The organism is Pandoraea commovens (genome assembly GCF_024704525.1).
In the GTDB taxonomy this organism is placed as follows: Bacteria; Pseudomonadota; Gammaproteobacteria; order Burkholderiales; family Burkholderiaceae; genus Pandoraea; species Pandoraea commovens.
Window position 1 is genome coordinate 393053 of sequence record NZ_CP102780.1, and the last position, 16376, is coordinate 409428.

At 65.5% G+C, this 16376-nt stretch carries 16 protein-coding genes; 5 read left to right on the forward strand and 11 right to left on the reverse strand.

Annotation, left to right across the window (positions count from 1 at the left end; translation table 11 throughout):
* Positions 1-113 precede the first annotated feature (113 nt).
* From NTU39_RS02160 to NTU39_RS02170, 3 genes are all read right to left on the reverse strand, one after another.
* A complete protein-coding gene (locus tag NTU39_RS02160) occupies positions 114-1523 on the reverse strand; it encodes an MFS transporter (protein WP_257959094.1) in 1410 nt (469 codons plus the stop codon).
* 131 nt (positions 1524-1654) lie between these two features.
* On the reverse strand, positions 1655-1858 hold the full coding sequence (locus NTU39_RS02165; protein ID WP_150664018.1) for a DUF2783 domain-containing protein: 204 nt from the start codon (positions 1856-1858) through the stop codon (positions 1655-1657).
* 27 nt (positions 1859-1885) lie between these two features.
* Positions 1886-3571 carry an FAD-dependent monooxygenase gene (locus NTU39_RS02170; RefSeq protein WP_257959095.1) on the reverse strand — a complete coding sequence of 562 codons (1686 nt, stop codon included), beginning with the start codon at positions 3569-3571 and terminating at the stop codon, positions 1886-1888.
* Positions 3572-3766: 195 nt separating this feature from the next.
* On the opposite strand from NTU39_RS02170, the gene NTU39_RS02175 reads away from it, so the two are divergent.
* Positions 3767-4222, forward strand: a complete 456-nt coding sequence (locus tag NTU39_RS02175; protein ID WP_150664020.1) for a MarR family winged helix-turn-helix transcriptional regulator — start codon at positions 3767-3769, stop codon at positions 4220-4222.
* Between the two features lie 87 nt (positions 4223-4309).
* On the opposite strand, the gene NTU39_RS02180 is transcribed toward NTU39_RS02175, so the two are convergent.
* Positions 4310-6022: an acid phosphatase gene (locus NTU39_RS02180; protein WP_257959097.1), complete on the reverse strand. Its 1713-nt coding sequence runs from the start codon at positions 6020-6022 to the stop codon at positions 4310-4312.
* A gap of 299 nt (positions 6023-6321) precedes the next feature.
* Positions 6322-7242, reverse strand: coding sequence for a LysR family transcriptional regulator (locus tag NTU39_RS02185; protein WP_150660970.1), 921 nt, complete (start codon positions 7240-7242; stop codon positions 6322-6324).
* A 154-nt stretch (positions 7243-7396) separates the two neighbouring features.
* Here NTU39_RS02185 and NTU39_RS02190 point away from each other — a divergent pair, with 154 nt between their 5' ends.
* Entirely contained in the window at positions 7397-8131 is a 735-nt protein-coding gene (locus NTU39_RS02190; protein WP_257959098.1) for a DsbA family protein, read from the forward strand.
* 72 nt (positions 8132-8203) lie between these two features.
* Positions 8204-8824 (forward strand): NAD(P)-dependent oxidoreductase, encoded by a 621-nt coding sequence (locus tag NTU39_RS02195; RefSeq protein ID WP_257959099.1) that lies wholly within the window; start codon positions 8204-8206, stop codon positions 8822-8824.
* A gap of 36 nt (positions 8825-8860) precedes the next feature.
* Here NTU39_RS02195 and alkB read toward each other — a convergent pair whose 3' ends face one another.
* The 5 genes from alkB to NTU39_RS02220 all read right to left on the reverse strand — a co-directional run bounded on the left by alkB (position 8861) and on the right by NTU39_RS02220 (position 12999).
* Positions 8861-9520 carry a DNA oxidative demethylase AlkB gene (gene alkB, locus NTU39_RS02200; protein WP_150664024.1) on the reverse strand — a complete coding sequence of 220 codons (660 nt, stop codon included), beginning with the start codon at positions 9518-9520 and terminating at the stop codon, positions 8861-8863.
* A gap of 27 nt (positions 9521-9547) precedes the next feature.
* Positions 9548-10279, reverse strand: coding sequence for a 2OG-Fe(II) oxygenase (locus NTU39_RS02205; RefSeq protein ID WP_257959100.1), 732 nt, complete (start codon positions 10277-10279; stop codon positions 9548-9550).
* Complete coding sequence (gene ada / locus NTU39_RS02210) at positions 10276-11403, reverse strand: bifunctional DNA-binding transcriptional regulator/O6-methylguanine-DNA methyltransferase Ada (RefSeq protein ID WP_257960030.1); 1128 nt, start codon at positions 11401-11403, stop codon at positions 10276-10278. The genes NTU39_RS02205 and ada overlap by 4 nt, the downstream gene beginning before the upstream one ends.
* Positions 11404-11590: 187 nt before the next feature.
* Positions 11591-12580 carry a CopD family protein gene (locus NTU39_RS02215; RefSeq protein WP_257959101.1) on the reverse strand — a complete coding sequence of 330 codons (990 nt, stop codon included), beginning with the start codon at positions 12578-12580 and terminating at the stop codon, positions 11591-11593.
* The gene (locus tag NTU39_RS02220; protein WP_257959102.1) at positions 12580-12999 is read right to left on the reverse strand and encodes a copper resistance CopC family protein; all 420 of its coding nucleotides are present in this window, start codon (positions 12997-12999) and stop codon (positions 12580-12582) included. The genes NTU39_RS02215 and NTU39_RS02220 overlap by 1 nt, the downstream gene beginning before the upstream one ends.
* A gap of 567 nt (positions 13000-13566) precedes the next feature.
* Here NTU39_RS02220 and NTU39_RS02225 point away from each other — a divergent pair.
* Both NTU39_RS02225 and NTU39_RS02230 read left to right on the forward strand, forming a co-directional pair.
* On the forward strand, positions 13567-14823 hold the full coding sequence (locus tag NTU39_RS02225) for a GTP-binding protein (RefSeq protein WP_150664028.1): 1257 nt from the start codon (positions 13567-13569) through the stop codon (positions 14821-14823).
* A gap of 4 nt (positions 14824-14827) precedes the next feature.
* Complete coding sequence (locus NTU39_RS02230; RefSeq protein ID WP_150664029.1) at positions 14828-15322, forward strand: 6-pyruvoyl trahydropterin synthase family protein; 495 nt, start codon at positions 14828-14830, stop codon at positions 15320-15322.
* A gap of 175 nt (positions 15323-15497) precedes the next feature.
* Here the strand turns inward: NTU39_RS02230 and NTU39_RS02235 are convergent, their stop codons facing one another.
* Positions 15498-16217, reverse strand: a complete 720-nt coding sequence (locus NTU39_RS02235) for a pirin family protein (protein ID WP_150664030.1) — start codon at positions 16215-16217, stop codon at positions 15498-15500.
* Positions 16218-16376: the final 159 nt, after the last annotated feature.

Consider the following 16376-nt stretch of genomic DNA (forward strand, 5'->3'; position numbering starts at 1 on the left):
TTCCTTGGACGCAAAGATGTGTCGGATCTTTCGGATCGGTCGGACGCTTTGCATTATGACCCGGAACTGTGACCGCCATGCCTAACCTGAGTGACAGAGATGAATGCGAGCGGCTAACGCGTGCCTCGCTGCCCCAGCGGGGCGAACCACAACACGCCGATGCCGACGAGCAGGCTCACCGCCGCGAACATCAGCCCCGAGGTGAACGAATGCGTCCAGTCCTTGAGCACGCCGACCACGATGGGACTCAATGCGGAACCGAGGTTGCCGACCGCATTGATGACGGCCAGCCCCAGCGCGCGGGTGTGCGGCGCAAGGCTGCGATCCGGCACCGTCCAGAAGATCGCCATCGCCGTGTACGCGCCGGTCGACGCCATCGCCACCCCCGCGAGTCGCAGCGATGGTTCCGGTGCGAAGCAGGTGACGACCCAGCCCGCGGCGGAGAACAGCATCGGCAGCACGAGGTGCCAGCGTCGCTCTTGCAGACGGTCGGAGCGGCGTCCCCACCAGATCATGCCTGCGATGGTGCAGACAGACGGGATGGCGGCAAGCAGACCGATGGTGACGTTGCTGCTCGTCGTACCGAAGCTCTTTACGATCTGCGGAATCCACAGCGACGCCAGCGAGAGCGTGTTGACGAGACAGAAGTACCCGAGCGCGAACTTCGCCACGCTCGGCGTGCAGATGGCGCGCCACATGCTGGTGTTTGCGCTCGACTTTGTGCCTGCTTCGCCCGCTTGTCGTGCCGTCGCTTCAGCGCGATCACGCTCGATCATCGCGCCAAGCGTCTGCTTCTCGGTGGCGCTCAGCCAGCGCGCGTCGGACGGCTTGTCGTCGAGATACCACCAGGTGACGAGGCCGAGCAGCACTGTCGGCAAACCTTCGAGCACGAACAGCCACTGCCAGCCTGCGAGTCCGGCCACGCCGTCGAGGCGCAGCAGATAGCCCGATGCCGCAGCACCGAGTGCCGACGTCACAGGCATCGCAATCATGAACCACGCGTTGGCGCGTGCGCGCGCGGCAGACGGGAACCAGTCGCCCATGTACAGCAGCATGCCGGGCAGGAAACCCGCTTCGGTAATGCCGACGATGGCGCGAATCAGATAGAGGCTGGTGGCGTCATGCGCGAACATCGTCGCGCTCGATGCCAGGCCCCACGCGATCAGAATCGCGCCGATCCAGCGACGCGCGCCGAACTTCACAAGCATGAGGTTGCTCGGCACGCCACACAGCACGTACGTCAGATAGAAAACCGTCGAGGCCATCCCGAACATCGTGCTGGTGAGCCCGAGGTCCTGACTCATCGTAAGTGCAGCGAAGCCGACGTTGATGCGGTCGAGGAACGAGAACAGGAACAGGACGAACAGAAAGCCGAGCAAACGCCGCGAGACCTTGCGCACGACGGCGCGCTCCATCGCCTCGCTGGCGACACGGTGGACCGGGGCGTCTGCGCGAACGCGAGCGTCGGGTACGGATGCGGCAATGCCGCCGGTAAGACCGGCGGCGGGCGTGATACGACTCATGATGGGTGTCTTCTCCAGCGCTCCCCGCCTTGTTTGATGTGGCGGTGTTTTGAGATGGGGTCCGCCATCGAGGGCGGACGCCGAAAGGAACTGAACGAACGATATGAACGATTGGGCGTCGCGTACCGCCGTCAGGCGGCTTGCAATTGCGTGCTGCCTGCGGCCTGCGCGATGAGATCGATCGCGCGTTGCGGATCGCGAATCTCATTGGCGAGCAGCAGCGCGACTTTGGCGAGCAGCAATTCGCGCTTGTCGGCCGGGGCGGCGTCGATGGCTAGCGCGAGCGTGTCGTAGATGTCTTCGAGGCCTGCGATGGCGGTTTGTTGAGCGGTCATGACGAGCTTCCTTGGAGAGCGGGGCGTTCAGGCGAGCGCCGTCGCCTGCGCAAGGGCGCTGGCCAGACGCGGGGCGTCGAGCTGCAACCAACGGGCGCAGATATGGTGATCGGGGCGTACGAGGTACGCCGTGCCATCGGCCGCGCCGTACTTGGCGGCGGCGTGGCCTGTCGGGTCGGGCAACGTGAGATCGGCACCGGCCACGGTGTTCTCGGACAGCGCGAAGGCGATGACCTTGACGGGCACGCCACGCTCGCGCCACGTCACGATGGCCTGACGCAGCGCATCGTCGAGCGGTGCATCGCCGAACGTTACGAGATGGAACGCCGCACCGAGGTGGTCGTAGAGATAGTCGTTCTCGGCGAGCTTCACGTTCGGTGTGGGCGCGCCGACGCTCGGGCCTGCCGTCATCGTCGCGTTGTCGTCGTTCGGGCTGTTGAGCGGCGAGTGACGATAGTCGTGCGCGCGCGACGTGCGCCAGTGGAACAGCGGACGCACGAATTCATGATCGAGCGAGAGATCGAGCACGGCGTCGCGCAGCACGCGGAATCCGTGTGACGGCGGCGTCATGAAGCGCGTACTCTTGCCCGCTTCCGAAATGATCTCGCGCGCAGCACCCACACGGTCGTGCGTGTACGACGCGAGCAACGGCGTCGGGGCCGCGCCCTTGACCACGGCCGCGAGTTTCCACGACAGATCGATAGCGTCCTGGAAACCGGTGTTGGCGCCGCGCACGCCGAAGATCGGCAGCAAGTGTGCGGCGTCACCGGCGAAGAGCACGCGTGCGTGCACGTAGTCGGGCAGCGTCAGCGCGCGCGCCGAATACACCGAGCACCAGTCGAGTTCCCAGGGCTTGCCGCCGAGACCCATCATGTCGAGTTGCGCGTTGATGCGCTCGCGAATCGTTTCCGGTTGCAGCGCATGTTCGGACGTTTCGTCGACCGGCAACTGATAGTCCACCCGCCAGATATCGCCCGGCTCACGATGCATCAGTACGGTGTTGCCCGGGTTCCAATCGGGGGCGAAGAAGGCAAGGCGCTCGGTCGGCAGATCGAGATCGATGCGAATGTCGGCGATGACGAAGCGGCCCTCGTAGCTCGCGCCTTCGAAGCGCAGGCCCAGCGTTGTGCGCACCGTCGAGCGCGCGCCGTCGGCGGCCACGAGCCAGCCCGTGCGCTGCGTGTACTCGCCCTCGGGCGTGTCGATTTGCAACGCGACACCGTCGTCGTCCTGCGTTAGTCCGATCAGCTTGTTGCCCCAGCGCATTTCGACAAGCGGCTCGCGCTCGATGGCGTCGACCAGATAGCTCTCGAGCACGTTTTGCTGGAGGTTGATGAGCGGTGCGAAGCGGTCGTCCTCATCGACGGGCGACTCCATGCGGAACACGCGCTGGCCGCGATAGTACGAATTACCGCTCGTCCACGGCAGACCGTTGGCGACGACGGCATCGGCCACGCCGACTGCTTGCAGAATCTCCTGCGAGCGGCGCGTGAAGACAATCGCGCGGCTGCCTTCGGAGACTTGCTGTTCGGCTTGCAGCACAACGCAGCGCACACCGTGACGCGCCAGCGCCAACGCGGTGACCATGCCGATCGGACCGCCGCCCACGATGGTGACGGGCACGGCAGGGGTGTCGCTCTGCGGCGCAAAATGGGGATAGACGCGATACGTGTGATACAGCGACGCGCGCGGGGTGGTCTCTGGTTTATGCATGGTGATGCGGCACCCGAAAAGCCGCTCGGCGCGTGTGTTGCGGGGCCTCGTGTCAGCGGAGAGGCGGCGCAGCCACAGCGCGCGAATGACGGGAACCGTCATCGAGCATTTAGTTGCTAACGCAACAATTCTAGTGTGATAAGGTTGCGTTCGCAACCAAATATCGACCCATTTCGTCTAGGGGAAAACACTGAAATGCGGCCATCCCACAAATCGCTCGACCAGTTCCTGACGTACAAGATGCACCGCCTGATGAAGCAGCACGACAGGCGCGTTGCGCAGTCGTACGCGGACGGTGCGCAGTTGAGTCTGGCGGAATCGCGCGTGCTGGCGGCGGTGGGCACGGCCGGGGCGTTGTCGAACTCGGAACTGGCGCGCCGGGCGAATCTGGACAAGAGTCAGGCGAGCCGTGGGGCGGACGGGCTGGTTACGCGCGGGCTGGTGCGCCGCGCCCCGGACGAGCACGACGGTCGCGCCGTCAAAGTGACGCTCACGCCGGAGGGCGAGCGTGTCTGGCGCGTGGTGATCGATGCCGCACGCACGCATTACGAACGGCTGTTCGAAGCGCTGAGCGACGACGAGATGCGCGTGTACGAACGTCTGCTGGACAAACTGCTGCTGCGCTCGGACGAGCTCGATGAGCTCGAGTGAGTAGGGGGAGTAGGGGGAGTAGGCGTCACCACCATGAATCAGGGCACCCGAAGGTGCCCTTTTCTTTATCGCCGACGTCTAAGCCGATTACGCAAAGTTCAGCGTCTTCGTCAGATCGCCCGGCGGGTTCGTGCCGCGCGCTGCGAAGGCGGCGTTGCGATACGCGATGCCTTCGAGCGTCGGCAGATCGTGCAGACGCGTGACGAAGCGCAGGACCGACGTGGTGTCGTAGAACGTGTGATCGACGTTGCCGCGCTTGGCGAACGGCGACACCACGACGGCCGGAATGCGCGAACCCGGACCCCAGCGGTCACCCTTCGGCGGTGCCACGTGATCCCACCAGCCGCCGTTCTCGTCATACGTGATCACGACCACCATGTTGTTCCACTGCGGCGACTTCATCAGGTGCGCAAGCACGTTCGCCACGTGCTGGTCGCCGGACTCCACGTCCGAATAACCGGCGTGCTGATTCAGGTTGCCCTGCGGCTTGTAGAACGTGACGGCGGGCAGCTTGCCCGCAATCGCGTCGGCGATGAATTTGTTCGAGATCGGGCCGTCGCCTTCCCCGCCATCGCGCAGGTGTTCTTCGCGTGCCGACGTGCCCGGTGCGAACTGGGCGAAGTAGTTGAACGGCTGATGGTGGTACTGGAAGTTCGGCTTGTCCGCGCCGCCCTTGTGGTCGAGTGCCGACTGCCATGCGCCCGCATACCACGCCCACGAGACACCCTTCGTCGAGAGCAGGTCGCCGATGGTGGCGTAGTTCTGCGGCGGCAGCGTCGCCGGGTTCGACGGATCGGCCAGACGCTTGTCACCCGACGCGGCGGGCTTGATCGGCGACGGTTGATACGCGGGCATCATCGTGTTCACGGCGAAGTTGTCCGGCGTGATCGCACCGTCGCGCACGAACTTCGGCTTGCCGTCGGCAGCCGATGCGGGTGAGTCGGGCGCCACGGCGAGACGCACACCCTGCGGACCGTCGGCCAGCACGGCGATCTTGTCTTTGGCCGGGCTCTGCGCGGCGTTCGGATACATCGGCGGGCGTGCCGTCACGAGGAACTGGTGGTTCAGGAACGAGCCGCCGAAGGCCGCCATGAAGAAGTTGTCGCACATCGTGTACTGCTGCGCGATCTTGTAAAGGTCGAGCGTCTTGGCCGTGTCGCCGTAGTAGCCCATGACCAGACCGCCCGAGTCCGCCCAGGCGGCGAACTGGTTGTTCGCGCCGTCGTTGATCTGCATCTGGTTCTGCCAGAACAGGTGCCACAGGTCGCGCGTGATGACCGACTCCGGCAGCAGCTTGCCCTCGGCGTCCTTGAGCATGAACGGTGCGTTCGGCTGGCGCGCAATGTCCTTCTCGGTGATGTGGTACTTCTTGCCGCCGATCATCTGCGCGCGCGGCACCAGACCGTCGAACACCGGCGGGAGCAGCGACATCGGCGTCTTGCCGTCGCGATCGAGCTGCGTGTAGCTCGATGCAGCTACCTTCGAGAGCGGCTTCTCGATGCCGGGGAAGTCGGCGAACAGGTTGTTGAAGCTGCGGTTCTCGAGATAGATCACGACGACCGTCTTCACATTGGCCTTGAGCTGGGCGTCGAACGTGCCACCCGCAGCAACGGCGGTCGGTGCACCGGCACCGCCTTCGGTCGCGCAGCCACTCAGCGAAGCGCCTGCGGCACCGGCGGCGCCGATGGCGGCCAGGCCTTGCAGAATGCGGCGGCGCTGCGGATTCGTCGGATCGTCGTCGTGCGAGAGGTCGGCGTCGAGTGCCGGATCGTGCGGCTGGGGCGTGGTGTCGTGCGTCATGATGTCCTTGTTTGACGTGTCGGGCAGTGGGGCGCGCGTGAGCGCCCGCGACCGGTCGGCAAGGACTGACGGGCAGGGGCCGCAGGTAACTCCGGACCCTTAACGTGTCGGCTTGCCCGGGCGGGCGAGGCAAGCGACGGTTTTACGCGGGGAATGTGACATTTCGGTGACATTGCCGATGCGTCACGCAGTGTGAAACAGGATGGGGCCATCGGGCTCGCAGGTCGCGCGAATCTTAACGAGACGATGAGCGAGACGATGGGCGCGACGACGGGCAAAAAGCGGCGCGTTCGGACCGACTAGGCAGCCCGACGTCCCGGATAGCCCGTGTCCTGAAAGAGCCCCGTCTGGAATTGCTCGACCAGATCGTCGAGCAGCGCGCGCAGGGCGCTGGGCATCTGCTTGCGCGAGATGTACACGCCATAGACGGTCATTTCGCGCGGCACGTAGTCGGGCAGCAGTGCGACGAGCGAACCGTCGCGCAGATGTGGCAGCGCCGAGTAGACCGGCTGCATCGAGATGCCTGCGCCGGCGAGCGTCGCGGCAAACACCACGTTCACCTCATTGGCCGACAGATTGCCGCCCACCGGTACGCCGAGCGGCACGCCGTCGTGCGTGAATTGCCAGAGGCTCTTGCCGAAGTAGGTGTACGTCAGACAGTTGTGAAGCGCGAGATCTTCGGCGCGCGTCGGCGTGCCATGACGTTGCAGATAGGACGGCGCGGCGCAGATGACGGAATGGCACGTCGCCAGCTTGCGAGCGATGAGGCCGGGAGACGGCTCGGTCGTCACGCGAATGGCGAGGTCGATGCGCTCGTCCACCAGATCGACGGTGCGGTCCGCGACCACGAGATCGATCGCCACGCCCGGGTGCTTCACGATGAAGCGCGTGACTGCCGCGGCCAGAAACGCCTGCCCGAGCGACGTGCTGCACGCCACGCGCAACAAGCCGCGCGGCGTACTGTCGGCGTTCGACGCGCACGCCAGATCGTCGGCGATGCCGAGCATTTCGCGACAACGCGGCAGGGCGTCGTTACCCGCGTCGGTGAGGCTCACGGCGCGGGTCGTCCGATGCAGCAGGCGAGTGCCGAGCCACGCTTCGAGTTCTGCGAGGTAGCGCGAGACCATCGCACGCGACATATCGAGCCGCTGCGCCGCCGCCGTCAGCGAGCCGCGCTCGGCCACTTCCGTAAAGACCCGCATCGCCGTCAGACGGTCCATGATTTGCTCGATCGGTGCAACAAAGTGATCGTCATTATGGGCTTTTTTTGCGCGAGTGGCGCGACTACGATGGCAGTCATGGAAAGCGCGAATTTGTCCCCTACGGTCCTGCAAGGGCTCTGGACGCCGCGCTGCAACACACAGGAACCCCGCCATGACCTCAGCCGCACAGCAAACCGCCCATCAAGCCACGCTGCATTACATCGCCGACCCGCTGTGCGGCTGGTGCTACGCCGCCGCGCCCCTCGTGCGTGCCGCGCGCGACGTGGCCGGTCTCGACGTCGCCTTTCACGGTGGCGGCATGATGGCCGGTCCGAACGCCCAGCCCGTCACGCCGCAGTTGCGCAACTACGTCATGCCGCACGATCACCGGATCGCAGCGCTGACCGGCCAGCCATTCGGCGATGCCTACTTCGAAGGCCTGCTGCGTGACGGCACCGCCGTGTTCGACTCCGCACCGCCCACGGCAGCCGTGCTGGCGGCCGAATCGCTCGCGGGACGCGGTCTCGACATGTTCGCCGCCGTGCAGCGCGCGCACTACGTCGACGGCAAACGCATCGCCGATCGCGACGTGCTGATCGATCTCGCGGCGGACCTCGGGCTGGATCGCGAGGCCTTCGGCAAAGCGTTAGACGCACAGGACGCCAACGCGCTCATGCAGCACTTCCGCGACAGCCGCGCGTGGCTCACGCGCATGGGCGGCAGCGGCTTCCCGACATTCGCGCTGGAGATCGACGGCCAGTTGGAACGGCTTGAACCCGGCCGCTATCTCGGACAGCCGGACGCGTGGCGCGATGCGCTTCGCGAGCGCTTGCTGGCAGCACACCCCGCCGCCGTTGGCGACGCTGGCGCATTGCCGCAATGCGGCCCCGACGGCTGCGCGATCTGAGTCTCACAGCGTCTCACTCGTCACCCGAATTTCACCCGCAAGTCATCCCCCCTCATCCGCAGGAGCATCCTGATGAAAGTCACACTAATTGGAATTACTGGCCGCGTCGGAACGCGCGTTGCCGAAGAACTGCTGCAACGTGGTCACACGGTTACGGGCATCGCACGGAATCCGGAGCGTGTCGAAGCCGAGAACGGTCTCACCGTGGTCAAGGGCGACGCGTCCGATCCGTCGTCGCTCGCGCCGCTGCTCGCCGGTCACGACGCCGTGATCAGCGCCGGTCGTTTCGTCTCGATGGACGCCGCCAAACTCGTCGACGCTGTGAAGCGTGCAGGCGTGCCGCGTCTGCTGGTGGTCGGCGGTGCGGGCAGTCTCGAGATCGCACCGGGCAAGGCGCTCATCGATACGCCGGAATTCCCGGACGCGTACAAGCCCGAAGCGAGCGCCGGTCGCGTGTTCCTGGAAGTGCTGCGCGCCGAGCCGAAGGATTCGTCGCTGAACTGGACGTTCCTGTCGCCGTCGGCACTGTTCGAGCCGGGCGAGCGCACGGGCAAGTTCCGCATCGGTGGCGACGGACTGCTCGTCGACGCGAACGGCAAGAGCTGGATCTCGATGGAAGACTACGCGATTGCGCTGGTCGACGAGCTTGAGAAGAACCAACACCCGCGCGCGCGTTTCACGGTCGGTTACTAAAACGCAGGCGGCAGGTGACGCTGACGCTCACGGCGATCAGCGCGCCTGCCGGAAAGTGAGGTTGTAACGCACGGCTTGCGCGTCGAAGCTGCCTTCGACGCTTGCAATGCCGTGATAGACGAGTCGCGAGGGGCCACCCCAGACGACGACGTCGCCCGGCTCCAGCCGCACGCGCCGCGTGCGGTCTCCTCGTTGCAGGCCGCCCCACAGAAAGACAGCGGGCAAGCCCAGCGAGACGGACACGATAGGCGCGCCCAACTCGCGTTCGTCGCGATCCTGATGCAACGTCAGTCGCGCGTCGAGCGTATAGCGGTTGATGAGGCACGCGTCGGGCGAGAAGTCGCGATATCCGGCGGCCTCGGAAGCGTCGCTTGCCAGCGCCACGAACGAAGCAGGCATCGCAGGCCACGGCTGTTTCGAGAGCGGGTCGTGCGTGCCGTACCGATAACCCATCTTGTCGCTGATCCACCCTACGTCGCCGCAATTGGTCATGGCGACCGACATCCGCTTGCCGCCCGGCGTCAGCCAGTGACGCAACGGGGCCTGCGCAATCACCGCATCGATATCCGTTTGAAGCGTCGCGAGACGCGCGCGTGCGAAGCCGCGCAGCACAAACGCGCCCGGGCCGAGTTCGTCGGTTTGCGGGGCGTTGGTGGTGTCGTCGTCGGCATCGTTGCCGAAGAGGTCGAACGTCATGGCGATGTCATGGGGGGGCGGAGGATGTCAGGTGGCGTCGTGCAGGATCACGCCGAGCGTGTGGCGATGGCCGCTGCGCAGACGGCTCACGCCGTGCCGCATGTTCACGCGATACACACCGCGTGTGCCGTTCACCGGTCGGTGATGCACGGCGAAGACGACCGCGTCGCCACGCGTGAGCGGCACCACTTCGGCGCGCGATTGCATGCGCGGACGTTGCTCCGTCAGCACGAACTCGCCACCGGTGAAGTCCTCGCCGGGCTGAGATAGCAGAATCGCCACCTGCAACGGGAAGACGTGCTCCCCGTAGAGATCCTGATGCAGGCAATTGTAGTCGCCTGCCTCGTAACGCAAAAGCAACGGTGTCGGGCGGCGCTGACCGGCGTCGTGGCATTGCGCGAGGTAGGCGCGATGCGTCGGCGGATAGCGCGTGTCTATCCCCATGACCTTGTGCCAGCGGTGCGCAATATCGCGCAACGGCGCGTAGAACGCTTCGCGCAAATCGGCGACGAGCGACGGCAGCGGGTAGGCGAAGTACTGGTACTCGCCTTGCCCGAAGCCGTGACGCGCCATCACGATCCGGCTGCGAAAACGTTCGGACGTCGGTGCGGTGCCGGTACGTCCGTTCGTCTCTCCGTACATTGCGCACAGGTCCGCGCACTCGTCGGCATTCAGCAGCTTCGGGATGCGCGCCGCGCCGAAGGCGTTCAGTTCGTCTTCCAGCGCGGCCCAGTCGAGCGATGTGACGCGAGCGCTCACAGCTTCACCTTGGCAGATCGATTGTCGCTGTCGTGTCGGTCGCCACGCTCCTCATGCTCGTGTACGAGCAACGCGCGTTTGCGCTCCACGCCCCAGCGGTAGCCCGACAGCGCGCCGTCGTTGCGCACGATCCGGTGACACGGAATTGCCACGGCGAGCGTGTTGGACGCACACGCCTGCGCCACGGCGCGCACGGCACGCGGCGAGCCGATGCGCTCGGCGATCTGGGCGTAGCTCGCTGTCTCCCCGGCGGGCACGTCGCGCAACGCTTGCCACACGCGCTGCTGGAACGCGGTGCCGCGCACGTCGAGCGGCAACGACAGGCCGATGTGCGGCGATTCGACGAAGCCGACCACCTGCGCGACCCAGCGCTCGAATTCGGCATCTGCGCCGACGAGTTCCGCCTTGGGGAAACGATCCTGCAACTCACGCACGAGCGCGTCCGGATCGTCACCCAAAGAAATCGCGCACAGACCGCGCGAAGTCGCCGCCACGAGCAGTGCACCGAGCGAGCACTGCGCGACAGCGAAGCGGATCGACTCGGCCTTGCCGCCCGCGCGGAAGGCCGCAGGTTTCATGCCGAGCAGGGCGTCGGCACTCGCGTAGAAGCGGCCGTTGGAGTTGAAGCCAGCGTCGTAGAAGGCCGACGTCACGCTCTGCGCCTCGGGCAACGCGTCGCGCACCCGTTCGGCGCGGCGGGCGTTCGCGTAGCCACGTGGCGTGACCCCCGTCACCGAGCGAAAGAGCCGGTGAAAGTAGTGCGGGCTGAGTCCGGCTTCAGCTGCGAGCGTTTCGAGCGATGGCGGCGCCTCGGCTGCTTCGATGCGTCGGCAGGCGGCTGTCACCAGCGCAGCATGACGCGCGTCGAGCGCGCCCTGATCGGGCTTGCAGCGTTTGCAGGGACGAAAGCCCGCACGCTCGGCCGCGGCCATATCGGTGTGGAAAGCGACGTTCTCGCGGCGAGCCAGCCGCGCGCCGCACGATGGACGGCAAAACACACCGGTCGTGCGCACGGAGTAGAAGAATTCGCCGTCCGCCTGCTTGTCGCGCGCCACAACGGCGGCCCACTTGGCGTCGTCGGTGGCGTAGCGGGACGTCACTGACCCCGCGTGTGCATCCGACATATCCGACGTTATGCGGTGCGAGGCGTCGTTGTCGTGCGGGTCGCGGTGCTTGGGTGACGGACGTTTGGCGGTCATAGGATAGAAGTGCATCACAAGGATCTCCCGAGGGCTGATGACTGGCTTTCAGTCTAGGGAGACGGTCGCGATGCTGCGCTCCGTTTCTTGCTATCGAATTCGAAGTCCTTCGTCACACGCCCGGCGGCATGGTCGTGCCGAGCTTCGCGGCGAAACTCATCACCATCACCAGCACGAGGGCTTCGATTGCAACCACGCGTGCGAAGGCGCTCGTATCGAGCGTCGTGTCGCCGGTGTCGAGCGCCAGACGCGGCAGAAAGTGCCAGCGGTTCCACGCGCCCAGCAACGCCGCACACGCGACGAGGACTAACTTCGTGATCAGCCACGCCAGATAAGGGGCATTCTGATCGCTGAACCAGAGCGACGCATTCTCACCGAGCGTGCGCCACGCGTTGAACGCACCGGTGACGAGTGCGACGAGCATCGCAAGTGTGGCGACCGACGACAACCGTTCGCCGTAGGCGGCTCGCGCGCCGACGGGCCAGTGACGCCAGCCCGGGATCACACATCCGGCGACCAGCACCAGGCCCGTCCACGATGCCGCTGCCGCCACGTGCAACGTATGCACGCCGATGGCGAGCCACGGCATCGACGCATCGGCGGCGTGCCCCGTGCTCGCGCGCGCCAGCGCAAGAATCACGGCACCGGCAGCATAGACCCACCGGCCATAACGTTCCTGACGATGCTCGCGACGGTGATGCCGGTCGCGCGGATCGTCGGCAATCGGCATGACGGCGCGCAGACGCCGCCGCGCTTCGTACCATGCCCACGCGCCCGCGCATAGCAGCGCCGCACCGAGTCCGGCCACCCACTGCGCGCGGCCGAAATGCGTCTGCGTGAGCACGACCCACACGTCGCTGAACATCGCCGACGAATCTTCCCAGTCGCCACCCGTCATCGCCTCGGTGCTTGCCAGCACATAGGCGATCCATGCGAGCACGGCCAACCCGGCCGCGAACGCCGGTAGCACGCGACGCGTGAGACCACTGCGCACCGCGTGCGGGCTGCGCAGCAGCAATACGCCGAGCGCCAGCGCCAGTGCGAGATTCAGCAAGCCCGCCGTGGCGGGCTGCCAGGTGCCCGCGGCCAGATCCGCTGGCATCACTTCACAGTGAACTTGAAGCTGCCCTGGGTGCGGTGACCGTCGCTCGCGACGGCCACCCAGTTCGCCTGATATTCACCGGCGGCGAGTGTCGGGACGGCGAGCGTGAGCGTCTTGCGGGCGGCATCGAGTTCGGGCTTCGCTTGCGTGACGGCGTTGCCCTTGGCGTCCACGACGGTGAGCTTCGAGAGCGCGCCTTCGAGCGCCGAGTCGAACGTTACACGCACCGACTTCGGCGCCTCGACGGTGGTCTGCGCCGCCGGTTCGCTCGACGCGATGTGCGCGTGCGCCCAGACTCCCTGCGACAGGCTGGCCAGCCCGATGACGGCCGCAACAGTAAGGCCCTGCGTCGCGCGACGCAGCGCACCGGTTGCGCGACGGGCCTGAACAGCGGAGGAAGCGATTTTGGAAGTGCGCATATCGAATTTGGCTAAAAAGACGGGAACAAAGCGGCCATCCGGCAGCGGCGGCACGCGAGGATTGTCGAACTGCGTGAGCCAACCGTCAGAGGCAATGGCGCGTGAAGCGCGCCGCTCGCGCAGTATCGCAGACCTTGCAGACAGGCGCAGCGGCCCACCGGTTCCACCGCCGGACGCCTTGCGCGGCTTCGCGTCGCGCCCTTGCCAAGGGCCTTACACAATCGAACGTCCCGACGGAAACCTGTGGGTTATGTGCAACTGAGTTGCAAAACTGAAGGACTCGCCGTATCATCGCGCCATATTGCAACTCGGTTGCATTTAATCGGCTGCCGAGTTGGCTGCGCGATGTCCGGTGAATGGCTGGCATCGCCAAGAATGCGCGCTGACGCGCCTGCGAAAAGCGTGACGCTGCGCCGGTCCCCCCGACGGCGTGCACCAGCGGCGTCACGCTTCGCCGTACCGGTCAACCCAGGCACCGGTGCGGCGCCACCCGCCTCCAGTGGGGCGACGTCGGCGCGCACCCTTCGGGCGAACGCCTGCCCCACAAGACCACAGGACTTTGTTGTCATGACACACCCTCTCTCCCAAACCGGCGCCGCCGTCGATGCAGATCGCCGTCTGCCCGTCACCGTCCTTTCCGGATTCCTCGGCGCCGGTAAAACCACGCTGCTCAACCATGTGCTGCGCAATCGCGAGGGCTTGCGCGTGGCGGTTCTCGTCAACGACATGAGCGAAGTCAACATCGACGCGTCGTTCGTGGAGCGTGGCGCAAGCAACGCCGGAGCGGCCCTCTCGCGCACGGAAGAGCGCCTCGTCGAGATGAGCAACGGCTGCATCTGCTGTACGTTGCGCGAGGACTTGCTGATCGCCGTGCGTGAACTGGCACAGGACGGTCGCTTCGACTATCTGCTGATCGAGTCGACGGGCATTGCCGAGCCGATGCCGGTGGCCGCGACGTTCGAATTCCGCGACGAAGCGGGACAGTCGCTCGCCGACATTGCACGTCTGGACACGATGGTGACCGTCGTCGACGCCCTGCACGTGCTGAAGGATTTCAACGGGCTGGACACGCTGGCGCAACGCGGTGAAGTTGCTGGCGACGAGGACGAGCGTCGTCTCGCCGAGCTGCTGACCGAGCAGATCGAGTTCGCCGACGTGGTCGTGGTGAGCAAGGTGGATTGCGTCGACGCGTTGCAACTCGACGCCGTCAAGGCGCTCATCACCGGCCTCAATCCGTCGGCCAAAATCGTGTTGGGCGAGCGCGGTCAGGTGCCGCTGAACGAAGTGCTGGGCACTGGCCTGTTCGACCCTGTGCGCGCGGAGCAGATGGCCGGTTGGGCGCAGGCGCTCGTGGGCGAACACGATTCCGAAGCGGATACGTACGGCGTGACGAGCTTTGTGCTGCGTCAGCGCGAGCCGATGCACCCGGCGCGTTTCGCCGCGTTCATGTCGATGCCGTTCGACGGGCTGATCCGCGCGAAGGGTTATGTCTGGGCGGCGAATCGTCCGGCATGGGCGCTTGCGTACTCGCGTGCGGGCAATACGGCGACGCTGGAGTCGGTCGGTCAATGGTGGGCTGCGGCCGATCCGGACTTGTGGCCGCCTGTCGGCGACCCGCAACGCACGGCCATCGAATCGAACTGGGAAGCGCCGTGGGGCGACCGCATCAACGAGGTCGTGTTCATCGGGCGCGATCTGGATCGCGACGCCATCGAGAAGGCATTCCGGGATTGCCGCCTGAGCGCCGTCGAACTCTCGCAGGGCGACAAGGCGTGGCGTGACGACGAACACGCACTGCCGCTGGAAATGGCCGACGAGGCGTGAGCGCATGAGTCGTACCCATGTGCAGAAGCCCGTAGCGGCACGCGAGCGCGCGCTGAAGCGAACGCCTGAACCGTCAGAGCGGAGTGCGCGTGCACATGCCGCTACTGAGACGCGGGCCCGGTTCACGTTGTCGCGCAGTTTTGTGTTCGAAGCGGCGCACACGCTGAACCGCCGCGACATCGATCCGCCGAGCATGGACGCGAGTCGTCGCATCCACGGTCACAGCTATCGCGCGACCGTGGAAGTGACCGGCGCGCCGATGGGCGAGTCGGGCATGGTGCTCGATCTCGCGCAACTCGACGCCGCCCTCACGCGCGTGAGCGAGCGCCTCGACCACCGTCTGCTGGACGATGTCGCAGGACTCGGACCCGCAACGCTGGAGAATCTCTGCGCGTTTATCTGGCGCGCACTCGCGCCGCATCTCGTGGGGCTATCGCGCGTTACCGTCAGTCGCGATGCGCGCGGGGACGCCTGCTCGCTCTCCATGCGCGAGGCATGAAGCGCGAATGCTTGTCGACGCGCGTTAGCATTCGTCGACGTTAAAAAAGATGCGACCGGCACCCTAAGGTACCGGCCGCGTGGACACCGAGGGAAGGCGGTGCCCGAGGTGTGGCGCACGGCGGGAAGCTACCCGTACGCCACGACCACTGTTGTCGACCAGGCCGTATTGCACCTTAAAAGTCGGGCGTTTCCACCGGACGCAGGTCGAACACAAGCACTTCGGCATCCTTGCCGCCGGACAGCGTGAGTGCCGTTTCATCACGCACTCGCACACCATCCCCTTCACCCAGCGCCACACCGTTCACGCTCACACTACCGCGTGCAACGTGCACATAGGCGTAGCGGTTCGGCGCGAGTGTCAGCGTGGCCGATTCGTCACCGTCGAACAGCCCGGCATACACGCGCGCATCCTGATGGATGTGCAGCGAGTTGTCGCTGCCGTCCGGCGAGATGATCTTGCGCAGCTGGCCGCGCTTTTCTTCTGCCGTAAAGCGTTGTTGCTGATACTCCGGCGCGATGCCCGTCTGGTTCGGCACGATCCAGATTTGCAGGAAGTGCACCGAATCGGTCTTCGAGTGGTTGAACTCGCTGTGCGCCACGCCACGTCCTGCGCTCATCAATTGCACGTCGCCCGGCTCGATCACGGAGCCCGTGCCCATGGTGTCCTTGTGTTCGAGCGCGCCTTCGAGCACGTACGAAAAGATCTCCATGTCGCGGTGCGGGTGCTTGCCGAAGCCCTGTGCCGGCGCCACGCGGTCGTCGTTGATCACCAGCAGGTCGGAGAAGCCGACTTGCTTCGGATCGTAGTAATTAGCGAACGAGAACGTGTGGTGCGAGTTCAGCCAGCCATGGTTGGCAACGCCTCGGTCTGCAGCTTTTCTGATGTCCAGCATGATGGGCTCCTGTCACTTCTTCGTTAAGTTGGGAGGCTGTGTTGGCCTCGATGAATGACATTTTAGAGTCCCCAACGAGAACCACAATCCGTCTGATTTGAGAATTATTGTCTCGCCATAGTTGTCAATAGGGGGGGCGACCGATCCGGCGAGTTTTCC